This window comes from Achromobacter sp. NCFB-sbj8-Ac1-l, from assembly GCF_052695805.1.
The window spans coordinates 110,634-126,376 of sequence record NZ_CP199812.1 but is presented as its reverse complement, the minus strand read 5'-3'; the positions used below and the strand labels follow the sequence as shown (position 1 = coordinate 126,376).

14 protein-coding genes are annotated in these 15,743 nt (G+C 67.3%); 9 read left to right on the top strand and 5 right to left on the bottom strand.

Going from position 1 to position 15,743, the window contains the following annotated elements; genetic code table 11:
• Positions 1–99: 99 nt before the first annotated feature.
• Entirely contained in the window at positions 100–1,311 is a 1,212-nt protein-coding gene (locus tag ACUDP5_RS00600; protein ID WP_445657937.1) for an ABC transporter substrate-binding protein, read from the top strand.
• Positions 1,290–2,267: a hypothetical protein gene (locus ACUDP5_RS00595; RefSeq protein WP_445657936.1), complete on the top strand. Its 978-nt coding sequence runs from the start codon at positions 1,290–1,292 to the stop codon at positions 2,265–2,267. The genes ACUDP5_RS00600 and ACUDP5_RS00595 overlap by 22 nt, the downstream gene beginning before the upstream one ends.
• Positions 2,268–2,329: 62 nt before the next feature.
• On the opposite strand, the gene metC is transcribed toward ACUDP5_RS00595, so the two are convergent.
• Both metC and ACUDP5_RS00585 read right to left on the bottom strand, forming a co-directional pair.
• Entirely contained in the window at positions 2,330–3,523 is a 1,194-nt protein-coding gene (gene metC / locus ACUDP5_RS00590) for a cystathionine beta-lyase (protein WP_445657935.1), read from the bottom strand.
• 94 nt (positions 3,524–3,617) lie between these two features.
• Entirely contained in the window at positions 3,618–4,313 is a 696-nt protein-coding gene (locus ACUDP5_RS00585) for a nitroreductase (RefSeq protein WP_445657934.1), read from the bottom strand.
• A gap of 92 nt (positions 4,314–4,405) precedes the next feature.
• On the opposite strand from ACUDP5_RS00585, the gene ACUDP5_RS00580 reads away from it, so the two are divergent.
• Positions 4,406–5,032, top strand: coding sequence for a LysE family translocator (locus tag ACUDP5_RS00580; protein ID WP_263912760.1), 627 nt, complete (start codon positions 4,406–4,408; stop codon positions 5,030–5,032).
• Positions 5,033–5,105: 73 nt separating this feature from the next.
• Here the strand turns inward: ACUDP5_RS00580 and ACUDP5_RS00575 are convergent, their stop codons facing one another.
• Positions 5,106–6,173, bottom strand: coding sequence for an MBL fold metallo-hydrolase (locus ACUDP5_RS00575; RefSeq protein WP_445657933.1), 1,068 nt, complete (start codon positions 6,171–6,173; stop codon positions 5,106–5,108).
• A gap of 73 nt (positions 6,174–6,246) precedes the next feature.
• Between ACUDP5_RS00575 and ACUDP5_RS00570 the strand changes: the two genes are divergently transcribed.
• Together ACUDP5_RS00570 and ACUDP5_RS00565 are read left to right on the top strand one after the other, a co-directional pair.
• Positions 6,247–6,627, top strand: a complete 381-nt coding sequence (locus ACUDP5_RS00570; RefSeq protein ID WP_263912758.1) for a MerR family transcriptional regulator — start codon at positions 6,247–6,249, stop codon at positions 6,625–6,627.
• A 10-nt stretch (positions 6,628–6,637) separates the two neighbouring features.
• Entirely contained in the window at positions 6,638–6,970 is a 333-nt protein-coding gene (locus ACUDP5_RS00565) for a YnfA family protein (protein WP_263912757.1), read from the top strand.
• A 96-nt stretch (positions 6,971–7,066) separates the two neighbouring features.
• Here the strand turns inward: ACUDP5_RS00565 and ACUDP5_RS00560 are convergent, their stop codons facing one another.
• Together ACUDP5_RS00560 and ACUDP5_RS00555 are read right to left on the bottom strand one after the other, a co-directional pair.
• Positions 7,067–8,035: a tripartite tricarboxylate transporter substrate binding protein gene (locus ACUDP5_RS00560; protein ID WP_263912756.1), complete on the bottom strand. Its 969-nt coding sequence runs from the start codon at positions 8,033–8,035 to the stop codon at positions 7,067–7,069.
• A gap of 91 nt (positions 8,036–8,126) precedes the next feature.
• Positions 8,127–9,305, bottom strand: coding sequence for a M20 aminoacylase family protein (locus tag ACUDP5_RS00555; RefSeq protein WP_445657932.1), 1,179 nt, complete (start codon positions 9,303–9,305; stop codon positions 8,127–8,129).
• Between the two features lie 245 nt (positions 9,306–9,550).
• Here ACUDP5_RS00555 and ACUDP5_RS00550 point away from each other — a divergent pair, with 245 nt between their 5' ends.
• The 4 genes from ACUDP5_RS00550 (at position 9,551) to ACUDP5_RS00535 (ending at position 15,700) form a co-directional block, all read left to right on the top strand.
• Positions 9,551–10,729 (top strand): isovaleryl-CoA dehydrogenase, encoded by a 1,179-nt coding sequence (locus tag ACUDP5_RS00550; protein WP_263912754.1) that lies wholly within the window; start codon positions 9,551–9,553, stop codon positions 10,727–10,729.
• A gap of 13 nt (positions 10,730–10,742) precedes the next feature.
• Positions 10,743–12,590, top strand: a complete 1,848-nt coding sequence (gene aceK, locus ACUDP5_RS00545) for a bifunctional isocitrate dehydrogenase kinase/phosphatase (RefSeq protein WP_445657931.1) — start codon at positions 10,743–10,745, stop codon at positions 12,588–12,590.
• A gap of 34 nt (positions 12,591–12,624) precedes the next feature.
• Positions 12,625–13,806 (top strand): acetyl-CoA C-acetyltransferase, encoded by a 1,182-nt coding sequence (locus ACUDP5_RS00540; RefSeq protein ID WP_445657930.1) that lies wholly within the window; start codon positions 12,625–12,627, stop codon positions 13,804–13,806.
• A 286-nt stretch (positions 13,807–14,092) separates the two neighbouring features.
• Entirely contained in the window at positions 14,093–15,700 is a 1,608-nt protein-coding gene (locus tag ACUDP5_RS00535; protein ID WP_263912751.1) for a carboxyl transferase domain-containing protein, read from the top strand.
• Positions 15,701–15,743 lie beyond the last annotated feature (43 nt).

Here is a 15,743-nt window from a genome sequence, read left to right as displayed (position 1 = left end):
CGTCCCTAGGGCCGGTCGACGTTCCACGGCGCTTGCCGCGGGCTACACTTCCCCCACAATAATTCGCCGCCGACGGCGGTATCCAAGGGTGGAAGACACATGAGACAGCAATTGCTGCGCCGCACGGCGCTGGGCCTGTGCCTGGCGCTTGCCGGCGCCTCTGCACTGGCCAATGACGCCGATGGCGTGAAGATCGGCGTCCTGACCGACATGGCCGGCGTCACTGCCGACGCCACCGGCCGCGGGTCCGTCGAGGCGGCCCGCCTGGCCATCGAAGAACTGGGCGGCAGCGTGCTCGGCAAGCCGGTATCGCTGGTGTCCGGCGACCACCAGCACCGGCCCGACATCGGCAGCGGCATGGTGCGCAAGTGGTACGACACCGACGGCGTGGACGTGGTGGTGGACGTGCCCAATTCGTCGGTGGCGCTGGCGGTGCAGGGCATCGCGCGCGACAAGAAAAAGCTGGTGCTGTTTTCCAGCCCCGGCACCACGGCGCTGACGCAGGCGCAATGCTCGCCCTACGGCGTGCAATGGACCTACACCACCTATGCGCTGTCGCGCGGCACGGCCACCGCCGTCGTCAACGAAGGCAACAAGCGCTGGTTCATCCTGGCGTCCGACTATGCCTTCGGCAAGCAGCTGGCCGCCGACACCGAGGCGGTGGTGAAAGCCAATGGCGGCGAGGTCGTGGGCACCGTGTTCCATCCACTCAATGCGTCGGACTTTGCCTCGTTCCTGTTGCAGGCGCAGGCGTCCAAGGCACAGATCATCGCGGTGGCCAACGCAGGCGGCGACACCATTTCGGCGATCAAGCAGGCGGCTGAATTCGGCATCACCGGCGCCGGCCAGAAGCTGGCGGCGATGCTGCTGCTGATCACCGACGTGCACAGCCTGGGCCTGCAAGCCGCGCAGCAGACCTACCTGACGGTGCCCTCGTACTGGGACATGAATGACGGCACGCGCGCCTTCACCAGGAAGTTCGAGGCCCGCCTGGGCCGCCCGCCCACCTTCCTGCAGGCGGGGGTCTACAGTTCGGTGCGCCATTACCTGCGCGCCGTGCAGGCAGCCGGCACGACGAATTCGGACGCGGTGATGGCCAAGATGAAATCGCTGCCCATTGACGACGCCTTCAGCCTGAACGCGCACATCCGCGAAGACGGCCTGGTCGTGCGCGACATGATGCTGGCGCAGGTGAAATCGCCGGCCCAGTCCAAGGCGCCCTGGGACTACTACAACATCGTGCGCACCATTGCCGGCGATACCCTCGCCTGGCCCCTGTCGGAAAGCCAATGCCCGCTGGTCAAGAAATAAATCAGACGTTTTCCCCGCCGCTGGCGTTGGCCGATTTCGGCAGCTTCTACGCCGGCGGGCGGCAGGTGCGCATCGACGGGCGCGCGCCGCGCGAGATCGCCTTTACCCGCACCGCGTCGCTGCCGTACGACCCCAACGGCCTGTATCACGTCGAACAGGCCTACGTGCAGTACTTCATTCCCGCCGAGCGGCGGCACCCGCTACCGCTGGTGCTGCTGCACGGCGGCGGCATGACCGGCGCCATGTGGGAACAGACGCCTGACGGGCGGCCCGGCTGGGTGCAGCACTTCCTGCGGCAGGGCCATGCCGTGTACGTGGTCGACAACGTCGAACGCGGCCGCGCGGGCTGGACGCCGTTCGAAGAGGTGTGGCCCGAACCGCCCATCGTGCGCAACGCCGAGGAAAGCTGGTCGCTGTTCCGCTTTGGCCATGCAAGCGACTATGCACGGCGCCGTGCCTTTGACGGCCAGCGCTTTCCGGTGCAGGCCTTCGACGCCTTCATCCGCCACGCGGTGCCGCGCTGGCTGGGCAACAACGATGCGGCGCTGGCGGGTTTTTGCGCAGCGCTGGAACGCATCGGACCGTGCCTGGTACTGGCGCACAGCCACGGCGGCGAAGTCGCCTGCCGTGCGCTGCAAGCGCGGCCAGACCTGGTGCAAGGGGTGATCGGCATCGAGCCGTCGGGCTTCTCGGAAGCCGTGGCGCCCGCCAGCGTAGCGGGCAAGCCGTTCCTGTTCGTGTATGGCGACTACCTGGACGCCACGCCGCTCTGGACCCGCCTGTGCCAGGCAGGGCAGGCCTATGCGGCGCAGTTGGCGGCGCACGGCGCGAAGGTCGCCACGTGGCGCCTGGCCGACATGGGCATCGCGGGTAATTCGCACATGCCCATGATGGACGACAACAGCGACGACATCGCCGCGCGCATCGGCGCCTGGATACGGACCGAGGCGGCTTGAGGGCAGGCTAGCCCGCGGTGCGCCAGTAGCGGTGCGCCACTAGCCCTGCGCCACGAACGACCTCAGCCCTGTACCGCCGCCGCCTTGTCCAGCGCCTGCGTCAGGTCGGCGATGATGTCCTGCGGCGACTCCAGGCCGATGTGCAGGCGCACCAGCGCGTTCTGGCCTTCGCCCCAATAGCGGTGATGCGACAGGTCCTTGGGCGACACCAGTTGCACCAGGCTTTCGTAGCCGCCCCACGAAAAACCGATGCCGAACAGTTCGAGCGCATCGACGAACGTACGCGCGGCCGACGGCGACAGGCGCAGTTCGACCGACAGCATGCCGTTCGACCCCGTGCAGTCGCGCTGCCACAGGGCATGGCCCGGGTCTTCGGGCAGGGCCGGATGGAACAGGCGCACGGTTTCGGGCCGGCTCTTGAAGAACGCGCAGATTTCCAGCGCGTGGCGCGCGTGCTGCGCCATGCGGATGGGCATGGTGCGCACGCCGCGCAGCGCCAGCCAGGCGTCATCGGCACTGATGGAATAGCCCATCGCGTACTGCGTGCGGTTCAGTTGCTTGGCAATCTTTTCGTCGTTGGTCACCACCGCGCCCAGCATCAGGTCGGAATGGCCGCCCACGTACTTGGTGCCGGCAATGACGGACACCTGCGCGCCCAACATCAGCGGCCGGTAGATGTAGCCCGAGCCCCAGGTGTTGTCGGTGGCCAGCACCAGGCCATGGCGCTGCGCGAACGCGGCCATGGCGCCCATGTCCAGCATCTCGAACAGGAGCGAGCCGGGCGATTCCACGTACAGCAGCTTGGTATTGGGCTGCACCAGCGCGTCCAGGTCTTCGCCCGCGGCAAAGTAGGTCACGTTGATGTTCATGCGCTTGAGCACGGCATCGTCAAGCTCGCGCATCGGGCCGTAGACGCAGTCGGAAATCAACGCGTGGTCGCCCGCCGAGCACAGCGCCAGCATCACCATGGTCATGGCCGACAGGCCCGACGGCGCCAGGTAGGCATGCGTGCCGCCTTCCAGCTGCGCAAACACCTGTTCCAGCGCCGCGTGCGTGTCCATGCCCATGCGGCCATAGGTGGTGGCGCGGCCGCCCGCGGCCTTGCTGCGCTGGGCTTTTTCCAGCGCGGCCAGGTTCTCGAACCGTACGGTGCTGGCGCGCATCGGCGGCAGCGGCACCGGCGCCGTGCCGGTCTCGGGATTGAACGGGGCGGTGCCCGCATGCTGCAGAACCGTATCGATGTGTTTGGTAGGCATCTTCAGAGGGGAATGCTTGGCGTTAGGACGGGAATCCAGAACCATATCAGGAGCGGGCGGGGCTGTCGCCCCATGCCCTTGTGAACGAGCAGGCCTAGTCGACCCAGCGCACCGTCGACGCCAGGTCCGCGCGGCGGGTGCGGTAGCTGTTGGCGGGGTGGGCGGTATCGGCATAGCCGAACGAGATGGCGCAGACCACGCGGCGGTCGGCCGCCAGGCCGAGTGCGTCACGCAGCACCTCGGGGTACATCGCCAGCGACGCCTGGGCCACGGTCGCCACGCCATTGGCCTGCGCCGCCAGGAGGAAATTGGCGACGTATCCGCCGCAATCGATGGCGCCGTATTCGCCCAGGGCCTCGTCCGTAGTGATGACGGCCACGTGCGGCGCATCGAACAACTGGAAGTTGCGCAGTTCCTGGCGGCGATAGGCCTCGCGGTCGCCGCGGGCCACGCCCACCGCGTTGTAGAGCTGAAAGCCCGACTCGCGGCGCCGGGCCAGGTAGTCGCCCTGGTACTCGCGCGGGAACGGAAAGTCGGGCGTAAAGCCGGGTTGCTGCGCACGTTGCTGCAACGCCTGGCTCAAACGGCGGGCGCCGTCGCCCGAGGCCACCGTCACCTGCCAGGGCTGGCAGTTGCACCACGACGCGGTGCGCGCGGCCAGCGTCAGGATGCGTTCGATGACCGCACGCGGCACGGCGTCGGGCAGGAAGGCGCGGCAGCTGTGCCGTGCGTGCAGCCAGTCTTCAAGTGCGGCGTCGGGGCGCGCGACGGATTCCGGTACGGCGGACATGGTGTCTCCTTGGCTTGCTCGCATTTATTTCCTCGTATGATGCCAGTTCATTTCCGGTGCGCAAGGCGCCGGCCGACCTACCCGAGACCTTCATGCTGCCCCTCGAATCCCTGACCGCGTTCTTCGGCATTGCCGTGCTGCTGTCCCTGACGCCCGGCCCCGACAACCTGTTCGTGCTGATGCAATCGGCCATCTGGGGACGCAAGGCCGGGCTGTTCGTGGTGCTGGGCCTGTGCACCGGCCTGATGGGCCATACCGCCGCGGTGGCCTTGGGCCTGGCCGCGCTGTTCGCCGCGTCGCCCGTGGCCTTCACCGTGCTCAAGCTGGCCGGCGCGGCCTACCTGGCCTATCTGGCGTGGCAGATCCTGCGCGCCCCGGTGCATGCCGAAGACGGCCAGCGGCCCGCGCCGATGAAGACGTCGGCGCTGTACCGTCGCGGCATCGTCATGAACCTGACCAACCCGAAGGTACTGCTGTTCTTCTTCGCGTTCCTGCCGCAGTTCACCTCGCCCAAGCTGGGTTCGGTGGGTTGGCAGACCGTGCAGCTGGGCGCCGTGTTCATGCTGGCGACGCTGCTGGTGTTCGGCGCCATCGCGTTCTTTTCGGGCGCGTTCGGCGAACTGCTGCAGCGCTCGGTCACGGCCAAGCGCTGGCTCAACCGCATTGCGGCCCTGGTGTTCGTAGGCTTGGCGGTGCGCCTGGCGACGTCGTCGCGCTAGCCGCGCCGTTCGGCGCGGGCCGGGCGTTCGCGCCAGGCCCCGCCAAGAACTCCGGTGACGACAACGGCGGCGATCAGGCCGCCGAGAACCGCACGATGCCGTCGGCGCCTTCTGCCCGGGTCAACTTCCCTTCGAAATACAGCGCGTGCAAATGCGCCAGCGCCTCGCCCATGGCGAAGGTCAGCTGGTGCAGGTCCAGCTTGCGCTTGAACAGCACCGGCACGATGTCCGAGGTGGACTGCGGCTGCACCGCACAGGCCTCCAACACTTCGGCCAGGCGGTCGCGGTGATGCTCGTGCTGCTGCGCGATGCGCTCGTGCAGGCCCTTGAACGGGCGGCCGTGCGAGGGCAGCACCAGCGTATCGCGCGGCACGTCGGCGTAGCGGTCCAGCGATCGCAGGTACAGGGGCAGGGGGTTGGCGTCCGGCTCGTAGTCGAACACGCTGACGTTGGTGGATATGCGCGGCAGCACCATGTCGCCCGAGATCAGCACGCCCAGGTCCGGGCAATGCAGCGAGGCGTGTTCGGGCGCATGGCCGTAGCCCACGATGACCCGCCAATCGCGTCCGCCGATGCGCACCTGATCACCGTCCATGATGCGGGTGTAGCGCGACGGCACGGCCGGCACCAGGTTGGGGAAGTAGTTGGCGCGCTGGCGGATCTGTTCCTGCGCGTCCGGGTCGGTCAGGCCATGGCGTGCGAAGTGATCCACCGCGGACTGGCCGCCCGGGCCGCCGCCGGCCTCGTTGCGGCGCGACGACCACAGCGACGCCACCATGAAGTCGGTCATCGTCATCCAGAGCCGGGCGTTCCAGCGCTCGCACAACCAATAGGCCAGGCCGATGTGGTCCGGGTGCATGTGCGTGACCAGGACGCGCAAGACGGGCAGGCCTTCAAGCTCGTTCTTGAAAACGTCTTCCCACAGCGTCTTGACCTCGTCGCGCGAGATGCCGCAGTCGACGATGGTCCAGCCGTCGCGGCCGTCGATGTGGTCGCGCAGCAGCCAGAGGTTGATATGATCCAGCGCGAACGGCAGCGGCATGCGGATCCATTTCACGCCTTCGGCCACCGTGTGCGCCCGGCCGGCCTCGGGCTGGAAATCGGCCCAGGGATACTGCAGCTTCTGTTCGTTGGGGTTCATTGCCTCGCTCTCCACGCTTGACGATCGGGTCAAGTCATCATAATTTACGTTTACGTAAACTGCCACACGCCGCATGCCCTCGTCAACCTGGACCATCTCCGAGCTCGCCCGCGAGTTCGACGTCACGCCCCGCACGATCCGCTTCTATGAAGACCAGGGGATCGTCAGCCCGGCGCGCGAGGGGCGTAACCGCATCTTCGGCCCGCGCGACCGCACGCGCCTGAAACTGGCCCTGCGCGGCAAGCGGCTGGGGTTGCAGCTGTCCGAGATCCTGACGCTGATCGACATGTACGACGGCCCGGGCGACACCGAAGTCCAGCTGCGCCAGTACCTGGCGGTGCTGGAACAACACCGCGCCACGCTCGAGCAGCAGCGCCGCGACATCGAAGACACCTTGCAGGAAATCGCGGTGCAGGAACGCCAGTGCCGCGAACTGCTCGCGCAGCATCCCTGACGGCGGCACCATGGCCATGCTGCAGACCCTGGCGCTGTTCATCCTGACCGCGCTGGCCGAAATCGTCGGCTGCTACCTGCCTTACCTGTGGCTGCGGCGCGGCCATTCCATCTGGCTGCTCGCGCCCGCCGCGCTCAGCCTGGCGCTGTTCGCCTGGCTGCTGACTCTGCACCCGACGTCGTCCGGCCGGGTCTACGCCGCGTATGGCGGCGTCTATATCGGCATGGCGCTGCTGTGGCTGTGGGTGGTGGACGGCGTGCGGCCCAGTGTCAGCGACTACGTCGGCGTGGGCCTGTGCCTGGCCGGCATGCTGGTCATCATGTTCGGGCCGCGCAGCAACTGATCGGCACCCGCCGACGACAGGCCCCAAGAAAAAGCGCGCGATCCGCCAGGAACGCGCGCTTCTTTTTTACAGCGACGCCGATTCAAGCACCTGCGATCATTCCGCCTTGATGTTGCCTTCCTTGATCAGGCGGGCATTGTTGGCGAATTCAGCCTGCACCTGCCTGGCAAAGGCCTCGCCCGACGCGGTGCCGGGCTGCAGGTACGACTTGGCCAGCAGGTCCTTGAATTCCGGACTGGCCACGGCCTTGGCCAGGGCGGCCTGCAACGGGCCGGACACGGCCGGCGGCAGGTTGGCCGGGGCGAAGATGCCGAAGTTCGAGTAGTACTGGGCCTGCGGCAGCTTCAGTTCGGCCATGGTGGGCACGTCGGGCCAGGCGGCCAGGCGTTCGGGCGCCATCACCGCGAGCGGCCTGAGCGCGCCGTTGGCGACGTGCGGCAGCACCACGTCGGTGTTGACCACCAGCAGTTCCACCACGCCGCCCAGGCCGTCGGTCAGCGCCTGGCTGTTGCCGCGGTAGGGCACGTGCAGCATCTTGGTGCCGGTCTGCGCCGTCAGCGCCGCCATGCCGATGTGGGCCACGGTGCCCTGGCCCGGCGTGCCATAGCGCACGCCGTCCGGGTGCGACTTGGCGTAGTCGATCAGACCGGCAAAATCCTTCACCGGTAGCGCCTTGGTGGCGACGATGGCCACCGGCGCCACGGCCACGCTGGCCACCGGCGTCAGGTCCTTCATCGGGTCGTAGTTGGTCTTGGCCAGGTGCGGAAAGATGGTCAGCGGGCTGGTCGAGGCCAGCAGCAGCGTAGTGCCGTCAGGCTGGGCCCGCGCCACGAAATCGGTGCCCACGGACGCGCCCGCGCCCGGCTTGTTTTCCACGATGACCGTGGCATTGGTTTCCTTGCGCAGCACGTCGCCCAGGCGACGCCCGATCGCGTCGGCGCTGCCGCCGGCGGTGTAGGGCACGACCAGGGTGATGGGCTTGGCCGGCCAGGTCTGGGCCATCGCCCCGCCCGCCATGATTGCCAGGGCCGCCCCCGCGGCCGTGAACAGCATCTTCTTTTTCATACTTTCCTTGTGGTGTTGCGTAGCACTGCGTCAGGTAAAGCGTGTTGCAAAAAAAACGTCGGGGCGCATCGGCCCCCGCGGCGGCGCGGGATCAGGCAGCCAGATAGCGCTGCGCCAGGCGAATCCAGTAGGCCGCGCCGGCCGGAATCAAGGCGTCGTTGAAGTCGTAGCTGGCGTTGTGCAGCATGCACGGGCCCAGGCCGTGGCCGGCCATGCGGTGCTCGCCGTCGCCATTGCCCAGGAACACGTAGCAGCCGGGCTTGGCCTGCAGCAGGAAGGCGAAGTCTTCGGATGCCATCACGGGTTCGATGACGCGCGCGCCCTCGGCGCCGGCCACGTCGCGCATGACCTCCATGCAGAAATCCGTTTCGGCCGGGGTATTCACCAGCGCCGGGTAGCGGCGTTCGAAATACACGTCGGCCTCGCAGCCGTGGGCCGCGGCGATGCTACCGGCGATCTCGTGCATGCGGCGTTCGATCAGGTCGACCACGTCGGTGCTGTAGGCGCGCACCGAGCCGCCCAGCCAGGCGCTGCCGGGAATCACGTTGATGACGCTGCCACCGGCCTGCACCTGGGTGATGGACAGCACGGCGGCGTCCAGCGGCCGCTTGCTGCGCGTCAGGATGGTCTGGAATGCCTGGCCGATGGCGAACAGCGCCGGCACCGGGTCGGCGCAATCCTGCGGCGCGGCGGCATGGCCGCCCTTGCCGCGCACGGTGATCTTGAAACCGTTGGCCGCCGCCATCATCGGGCCGGCGCAGACGCCGAACGTGCCGGCGGCCAGGCCCGGCCAGTTGTGCATGCCGAACACGGCTTCGCAGGGGAAGCGGTCGAACAGGCCGTCCTGGATCATCGCGCGGCCGCCCGCGCCGCCTTCCTCGGCGGGCTGGAAGCAGAAATACACCGTGCCGTCGAAACCGCCGGCCTGCTGCAGGTTGCGGGCCGCGGCCAGCAGCATCGCCGTGTGACCGTCGTGGCCGCAGCCGTGCATCTTGCCGTCGTGGCGCGAGCGGTGCTCGAACTGGTTCTCTTCCTGCATCGGCAGGGCGTCCATGTCGGCCCGCAGCATGATCGCGCGGCCTGACGTGCCGCGCTTGATCACCCCGACCACGCCCGTCTTGGCGATGCCGGTGTGCGTCTCGATGCCCCAGCCGCGCAGGGCGTCGGCCACCACCTTGGCGGTGCGGTGCTCTTCGTAGCAGAGCTCGGGGTGGGCATGCAGGTCACGCCGCAGCGCCACAATATCGTCCAGATCGGATAGTTCGAGCACCGCTTACTCCGTCACAAATTTCAGGTTTCAAGGATCGGCTGGAATAGTACCCAGGGCGCTCCCCCGGGACGCAAACATTTGCCTAGGGAAAACCCGACTCAAATTTACGTTTACGTAAACGTAATATTTGCGCTGCATCATTGCGCAGCCCCTGCCGATCGGCGCATCATGGGGTCACGCGACGAGCCGTGGCGCGGTAGCTGGCGCCCATAAAAATGTAAGTACCCACTATCACGGAGACAGCGATGAACCTTCCCGGCCTGAATTTCGACCTGGGCGAAGATCTCGACATGCTGCGCGACGCGGTGCGCACCTTCGCGCAGGCCGAGATCGCGCCGCGCGCCGCCGAAGTCGACCGCAGCGACCAGTTCCCCATGGATCTCTGGCGCAAATTCGGCGACCTGGGCGTGCTGGGCATGACGGTCGGCGAAGAGTACGGCGGCGCCAACATGGGCTATCTGGCCCACATGGTCGCGATGGAAGAGATCTCACGCGCCAGCGCCTCCGTCGGCCTGTCCTACGGCGCGCACTCCAATCTGTGCGTCAACCAGATCAACCGCAACGGCACCGCGGCGCAGAAATCCCGGTACCTGCCCAAGCTGATCTCGGGCGAACACGTGGGCGCCCTGGCCATGAGCGAACCCGGGGCCGGCTCGGACGTCGTCAGCATGAAGCTGCGCGCCGACAAGAAGGGCGACCGCTACGTGCTCAACGGCACCAAGATGTGGATCACCAACGGCCCTGACGCCGACACCCTGGTGGTCTACGCCAAGACCGACCCCGAAGCGCACCAGCGCGGCATCACCGCCTTCCTGGTGGAAAAGGGCTTCAAGGGCTTTTCGGTGGCGCAGAAGCTGGACAAGCTGGGCATGCGCGGCAGCCACACCGGCGAACTGGTGTTCCAGGACTGCGAAATCCCCGAAGAAAACGTGCTGGGCCAGGTCAACGGCGGCGTGAAGGTGCTGATGAGCGGGCTGGACTACGAACGCGCCGTGCTCTCCGGCGGCCCCATCGGCATCATGCAGGCCGTGATGGACGTGGTGGTGCCGTACATCCACGACCGCAAGCAGTTCGGCCAGGCCATCGGCGAATTCCAGCTGATCCAGGGCAAGGTCGCCGACCTGTACACCACGCTGCAGGCCAGCCGCGCCTTCTGCTACCAGGTGGGCAAGAACCTGGACCGCCTGGGCGCCGAACACGTGCGCCAGGTGCGCAAGGACTGCGCTGCACTGATCCTGTACACCGCCGAAAAAGCCACCTGGATGGCGGGCGAAGGCGTGCAGATCCTGGGCGGCAACGGCTACATCAATGAGTACCCGGTGGGCCGCCTGTGGCGCGACGCCAAGCTGTACGAGATCGGCGCCGGCACCAGCGAAATCCGCCGCATGCTGATCGGCCGCGAACTGTTCAACGAAACCGCCTGAGCCGCACCGCGCCATGATCCGCACGTCCGACGTCCAGCACATCGAGCCGGCGCCCGCCAAGGGCCCGTCGCCGCTGGACGTCGCGCGGCTGATCCTGGCGGGTTTCGACCGCCATTACGCGCTGTTTCGCTATAGCGCGCAGCGCGCCAAGGCCTTGTTCGAATCGGGCGACTGGCACGGCATCCAGCACCTGTCGCGCGAACGCATCGAGTACTACGACATGCGGGTGCGCGAATGCGCCACCCAGCTCGAAGGCGTGCTGCGCGGCCGACCCGAAGGCGCGGTCGGCGCCGACGGCATGGCCAGCCCGGCGCTGACCGATGCGCAGACCGCCTACTGGCAGCAGATCAAGCAGGAATTCGTGGGCCTCCTGGCCGAGCACCGCCAGCCCGAATGCGCCGAGACGTTCTTCAATTCGGTGTCGTGCCGGCTGCTGCATCGCGACTACTTCCACAACGATTTCCTGTTCGTGCGGCCCGCGGTGGCGACGGAATACCTGGACAGCCGCATGCCGTCGTACCGGGTCTACTACCCGGCCAGCGAAGGGCTGCAGAAAAGCCTGATCCGCATGGTGGCCGATTTCGGCCTGGCGCTGCCCTTTGAAGACCTGCCGCGCGATGCCCGGCTGCTGGCCCGCACCGCGGTCCACAAACTGCGCGAAATGCTGCCGCGCCACGTCGGCCGCCGCATCGCCAGCGATTGCCAGGTACATGCGCTGGGTTCGCTGTTCTTTCGCAACAAGGGCGCGTATATCGTCGGCCGCCTGGTCAACCAGACCACCGTCTACCCCTTTGCCGTGGCGCTGACGCGCAACCCGGCCGGGCAGGTGCGGCTGGATGCGCTGTTGTTGGGGTCGGATGACCTGAGCACGCTGTTCAGCTTTACCCGGGCGTATTTCCTGGTGGACATGGAAACCCCCGCCGCGGTGGTCAATTTCCTGTCCAGCCTGCTGCCGCGCAAGCCCAAGGCCGAGCTCTACACCATGATCGGCCTGCAAAAGCAGGGCAAGACGCTGTTCTACCGAGACTTCCTGCACCACCTGGCCCATTCGCGCGACGCCTTCGACATCGCGCCCGGCATCAAGGGCATGGTGATGTGCGTGTTCACGCTGCCGTCGTACCCCTACGTATTCAAGCTGATCAAGGACCGCATCGACAAAGACGGCATGGACCACGCCACCGTGCGGCGCAAGTACCAGATGGTGAAGCTGCACGACCGCGTCGGCCGCATGGCCGATACCTGGGAATACTCGCAAGTGGCGCTGCCGCGCAGCCGCTTCGCGCCGGCCCTGCTCGACGAATTGCGGCGCCTGGTGCCCAGCCTGATCGAGGAAACCGGGGACACGGTGGTCATCCGCCATGTCTACATCGAACGGCGCATGACGCCGCTGAACCTGTACCTGACGCAGGCGCCCGACGCGCTGCTCGAACCGGCCGTGCGCGAATATGGCGACGCCATCCGCCAGTTGGCCGCGGCCAATATCTTCCCCGGCGACATGCTCTACAAGAACTTCGGCGTGACGCGCCTGGGCCGGGTCGTGTTCTACGACTACGACGAAATCCAGCGCATGACCGAAATGAATTTCCGGCGGATTCCGCCCGCCCCGAACGAAGAAGCGGAAATGGCGTCCGAACCCTGGTATGCCGTCGGCCCGAACGACGTGTTTCCCGAGGAATTCGGCCGCTTCCTGCTGGGCGACGCGCGGGTGCGCGGCGCCTTCCTGCGCCATCACGCCGACCTGCTGGAACCGGCCTGGTGGCAGGCCTGCCGCGCCCAGGTGGCGCAGGGCCGGATTGAAGAATTTTTCCCTTACGATACGGACAGGCGCCTGCGTCCGGCACCAGCCGGCGCGGCCTCGTAAGCAGACGCTGTCCCGACCCTCACAGGAGCTAGTCATGTCAGATCCCGTTGTTATCGTTTCCATCGCCCGCACGCCCATGGGCGGAATGTTGGGCAGCCTGTCCGGCCTGGCCGCGCACGAGCTGGGCTCGGTCGCCATCAAGGCCGCCGTCGAACGCGCGGGCATCAAGCCCGAGCAGGTCGAAGAAGTCATCATGGGCAACGTGCTGCAGGCCGGCCAGGGCCAGGCACCGGCCCGCCAGGCCGCGCTGGGCGCAGGCCTGCCGCTGGGCGTGGCGTGCACCACCATCCACAAGGTGTGCGGTTCGGGCCTGAAGGCCGCCATGTTCGGCCACGACCTTTTGGCGGCCGGTTCCGCCAACGTCATCGTGGCGGGCGGCCAGGAAAGCATGAGCAATGCCCCCTACCTGCTGCTCAAGGCGCGCCAGGGCTACCGCTTCGGCCACAACACCGTGTATGACCACATGGCGCTGGACGGCCTGGAAGACGCCTACGACAAGGGCAAGGCCATGGGCGTGTTCGCCGAAGACTGCGCCGCCAAGTACTCGTTCACCCGCGAACAGCAGGATGCCTTCTCGCTGGAATCGCTGCGCCGCGCCCGCGCCGCCACCGAAGACGGCACCTTCAAGTGGGAAATCGCCCCCGTCACGGTCGCCGGCCGCAAGGGCGACACCGTGATCGACACCGACGAGGCCCCCACCAAGGCCATGCCGGAAAAGATCCCGACCCTCAAGCCCGCCTTCAAGAAAGACGGCACCATCACCGCCGCGAACTCGTCGTCGATCTCCGACGGCGCCGCCGCCATGGTGCTGATGCGCGCGTCCACCGCCGAGAAACTCGGCGTCAAGCCGCTGGCCCGCATCGTGGCCCACAGCCAGCACTCGCAGGAGCCCAACTGGTTCACCACCGCCCCCGTCGGCGCGCTGAAGAACCTGTTCGCCAAGACCGGCTGGAAGGCCGAAGACGTCGACCTGTACGAAATCAACGAAGCCTTCGCCGTGGTCACCATGGCCGCCATGGCCGATTTCAAGCTGCCGCATGAAAAGGTCAACGTCCACGGTGGCGCCACCGCCCTGGGCCACCCGATCGGCGCGTCCGGCGCCCGCCTGATGGCAACCCTGGTCGGCGCGCTGCGCAAGACCGGCGGCAAGCGCGGCGTGGCCACGCTGTGCATCGGCGGCGGCGAAGCCGTGGCCATGGCCATCGAAATGCTCTAGGCAAGCCCCCACGACGCCGAGACGTCCGCCTGGCCCGATTTTTCGGCAGGGCGGGCAGCTTCGGCGTCGTGGACTGCCCGCCTGGCGGGCATGCATTCCGCTGCGCCTTTCCGGCATGGCGCTGTCCACGGCGGGTCGGCCGCGGGCCGTGCAGGAAGGGCGCACAGGAATGCATCTGCAGAATCCATAGAACGTCCACAAGAAACGCCCGGCCCACCGGGCAGCGAGACAAACCGCTCTCAACGAGCGCCTTCAAATTCCAATCAAGCAGGACGGGTGGAACCCCATGCCCATCATCGAATCCCGCATCAATCCGCGGTCGCAGGACTACACCGACAACGCCCGTGCCATGCAGGCGCAGCTGGATGATCTGGCCCAGAAGCTGACGCAGACCGCATTGGGCGGCAGCGAAGCCTCGCGCGCCAAGCACGTGGCGCGCGGCAAGCTGCTGCCGCGCGATCGAGTGGAACAGTTGATCGACCCGGGTTCACCCTTCCTGGAACTGTCGCCCATGGCGGCCCACGGCATGTACGACGGCGACGCCCCCGGCGCGGGCGTCATCACCGGCATCGGCCGCATCGCCGGCACCGAATGCGTCATCGTCTGCAACGACGCCACGGTCAAGGGCGGCACCTACTACCCGATGACCGTCAAGAAGCACCTGCGTGCCCAGGAAATCGCCGCGCAGAACCGCCTGCCCTGCGTCTACCTGGTCGACTCGGGCGGCGCCAACCTGCCGCAACAGGACGAGGTCTTTCCCGACCGCGACCACTTCGGCCGCATCTTCTACAACCAGGCCCAGATGTCCGCGCAGGGCATCGCGCAGATCGCCGTGGTGATGGGGTCGTGCACGGCCGGCGGCGCCTACGTGCCCGCCATGAGCGACGAGTCCATCATCGTCAAGAACCAGGGCACCATCTTCCTGGGCGGCCCGCCGCTGGTGAAGGCGGCCACCGGCGAAGAAGTCAGCGCCGAAGACCTGGGCGGCGGCGACGTGCACACGCGCCTGTCCGGCGTGGTCGATCACCTGGCCGCCAACGACATGCATGCGCTGCAACTGGCGCGCGGCGCCGTGGCCCGCCTGAATCGCAAGAAGCCCGCGCCGCTGGCCACCGTGCCGGTGCGCGAACCGCGCTACGACCCGCAGGAACTGAACGGCATCATTCCCGCCGACACCCGCAAGCCCTACGACGTGCGCGAAGTCATCGCCCGCATCGTCGACGGCTCGGAATTCGATGAATTCAAGGCCCGCTTCGGCCCCACGCTGGTCACCGGCTTTGCCCACATCCACGGCATGCCGGTGGGCATCGTGGCCAACAACGGCATCCTGTTCTCGGAATCGGCGCAGAAGGGCGCGCACTTCATCGAGCTGTGCGCGCAGCGCAAGATTCCGCTGGTGTTCCTGCAGAACATCACCGGCTTCATGGTCGGGCGCAAATACGAAAACGAAGGCATCGCCCGCCATGGCGCAAAGATGGTGACGGCCGTGGCCACCGCCGCCGTGCCCAAATTCACCGTGCTCATCGGCGGCTCGTTCGGCGCCGGCAACTACGGCATGTGCGGCCGTGCCTATTCGCCGCGCATGCTGTTCATGTGGCCCAACGCCCGCATCTCGGTCATGGGCGGCGAACAGGCCGCCAGCGTGCTGGCCACCGTCAAGCGCGACGGCATCGAAGCGCGCGGCGGCAAGTGGTCGGCGGACGAAGAAGCCGCCTTCAAGGCGCCCATCCGTGAACAGTACGAACACGAAGGCCACCCGTACTACGCCACCGCCCGGCTGTGGGACGACGGCATCATCGCCCCGGCCGACACGCGCCGCGTGCTGGGCCTGGCCCTGTCGGCCGCGCTGAACGCGCCCATCGAAGACACGCGCTTCGGCGTCTTCCGGATGTAGGGCGGCGCCCCCGCCCCACGACGCGTTCACGACGAATTCCAGC

Excerpts from the sequence above, each read along its gene's own strand:
- ACUDP5_RS00600 (WP_445657937.1), top strand. The coding sequence starts at position 100 with ATGAGACAGCAATTGCTGCGCCGCACGGCGCTGGGCCTGTGCCTGGCG.
- ACUDP5_RS00595 (WP_445657936.1), top strand. The coding sequence starts at position 1,290 with ATGCCCGCTGGTCAAGAAATAAATCAGACGTTTTCCCCGCCGCTGGCG.
- metC (WP_445657935.1), bottom strand. The coding sequence starts at position 3,523 with ATGCCTACCAAACACATCGATACGGTTCTGCAGCATGCGGGCACCGCC.
- ACUDP5_RS00585 (WP_445657934.1), bottom strand. The coding sequence starts at position 4,313 with ATGTCCGCCGTACCGGAATCCGTCGCGCGCCCCGACGCCGCACTTGAA.
- ACUDP5_RS00580 (WP_263912760.1), top strand. The coding sequence starts at position 4,406 with ATGCTGCCCCTCGAATCCCTGACCGCGTTCTTCGGCATTGCCGTGCTG.
- ACUDP5_RS00575 (WP_445657933.1), bottom strand. The coding sequence starts at position 6,173 with ATGAACCCCAACGAACAGAAGCTGCAGTATCCCTGGGCCGATTTCCAG.
- ACUDP5_RS00570 (WP_263912758.1), top strand. The coding sequence starts at position 6,247 with ATGCCCTCGTCAACCTGGACCATCTCCGAGCTCGCCCGCGAGTTCGAC.
- ACUDP5_RS00565 (WP_263912757.1), top strand. The coding sequence starts at position 6,638 with ATGGCCATGCTGCAGACCCTGGCGCTGTTCATCCTGACCGCGCTGGCC.
- ACUDP5_RS00560 (WP_263912756.1), bottom strand. The coding sequence starts at position 8,035 with ATGAAAAAGAAGATGCTGTTCACGGCCGCGGGGGCGGCCCTGGCAATC.
- ACUDP5_RS00550 (WP_263912754.1), top strand. The coding sequence starts at position 9,551 with ATGAACCTTCCCGGCCTGAATTTCGACCTGGGCGAAGATCTCGACATG.
- aceK (WP_445657931.1), top strand. The coding sequence starts at position 10,743 with ATGATCCGCACGTCCGACGTCCAGCACATCGAGCCGGCGCCCGCCAAG.
- ACUDP5_RS00540 (WP_445657930.1), top strand. The coding sequence starts at position 12,625 with ATGTCAGATCCCGTTGTTATCGTTTCCATCGCCCGCACGCCCATGGGC.
- ACUDP5_RS00535 (WP_263912751.1), top strand. The coding sequence starts at position 14,093 with ATGCCCATCATCGAATCCCGCATCAATCCGCGGTCGCAGGACTACACC.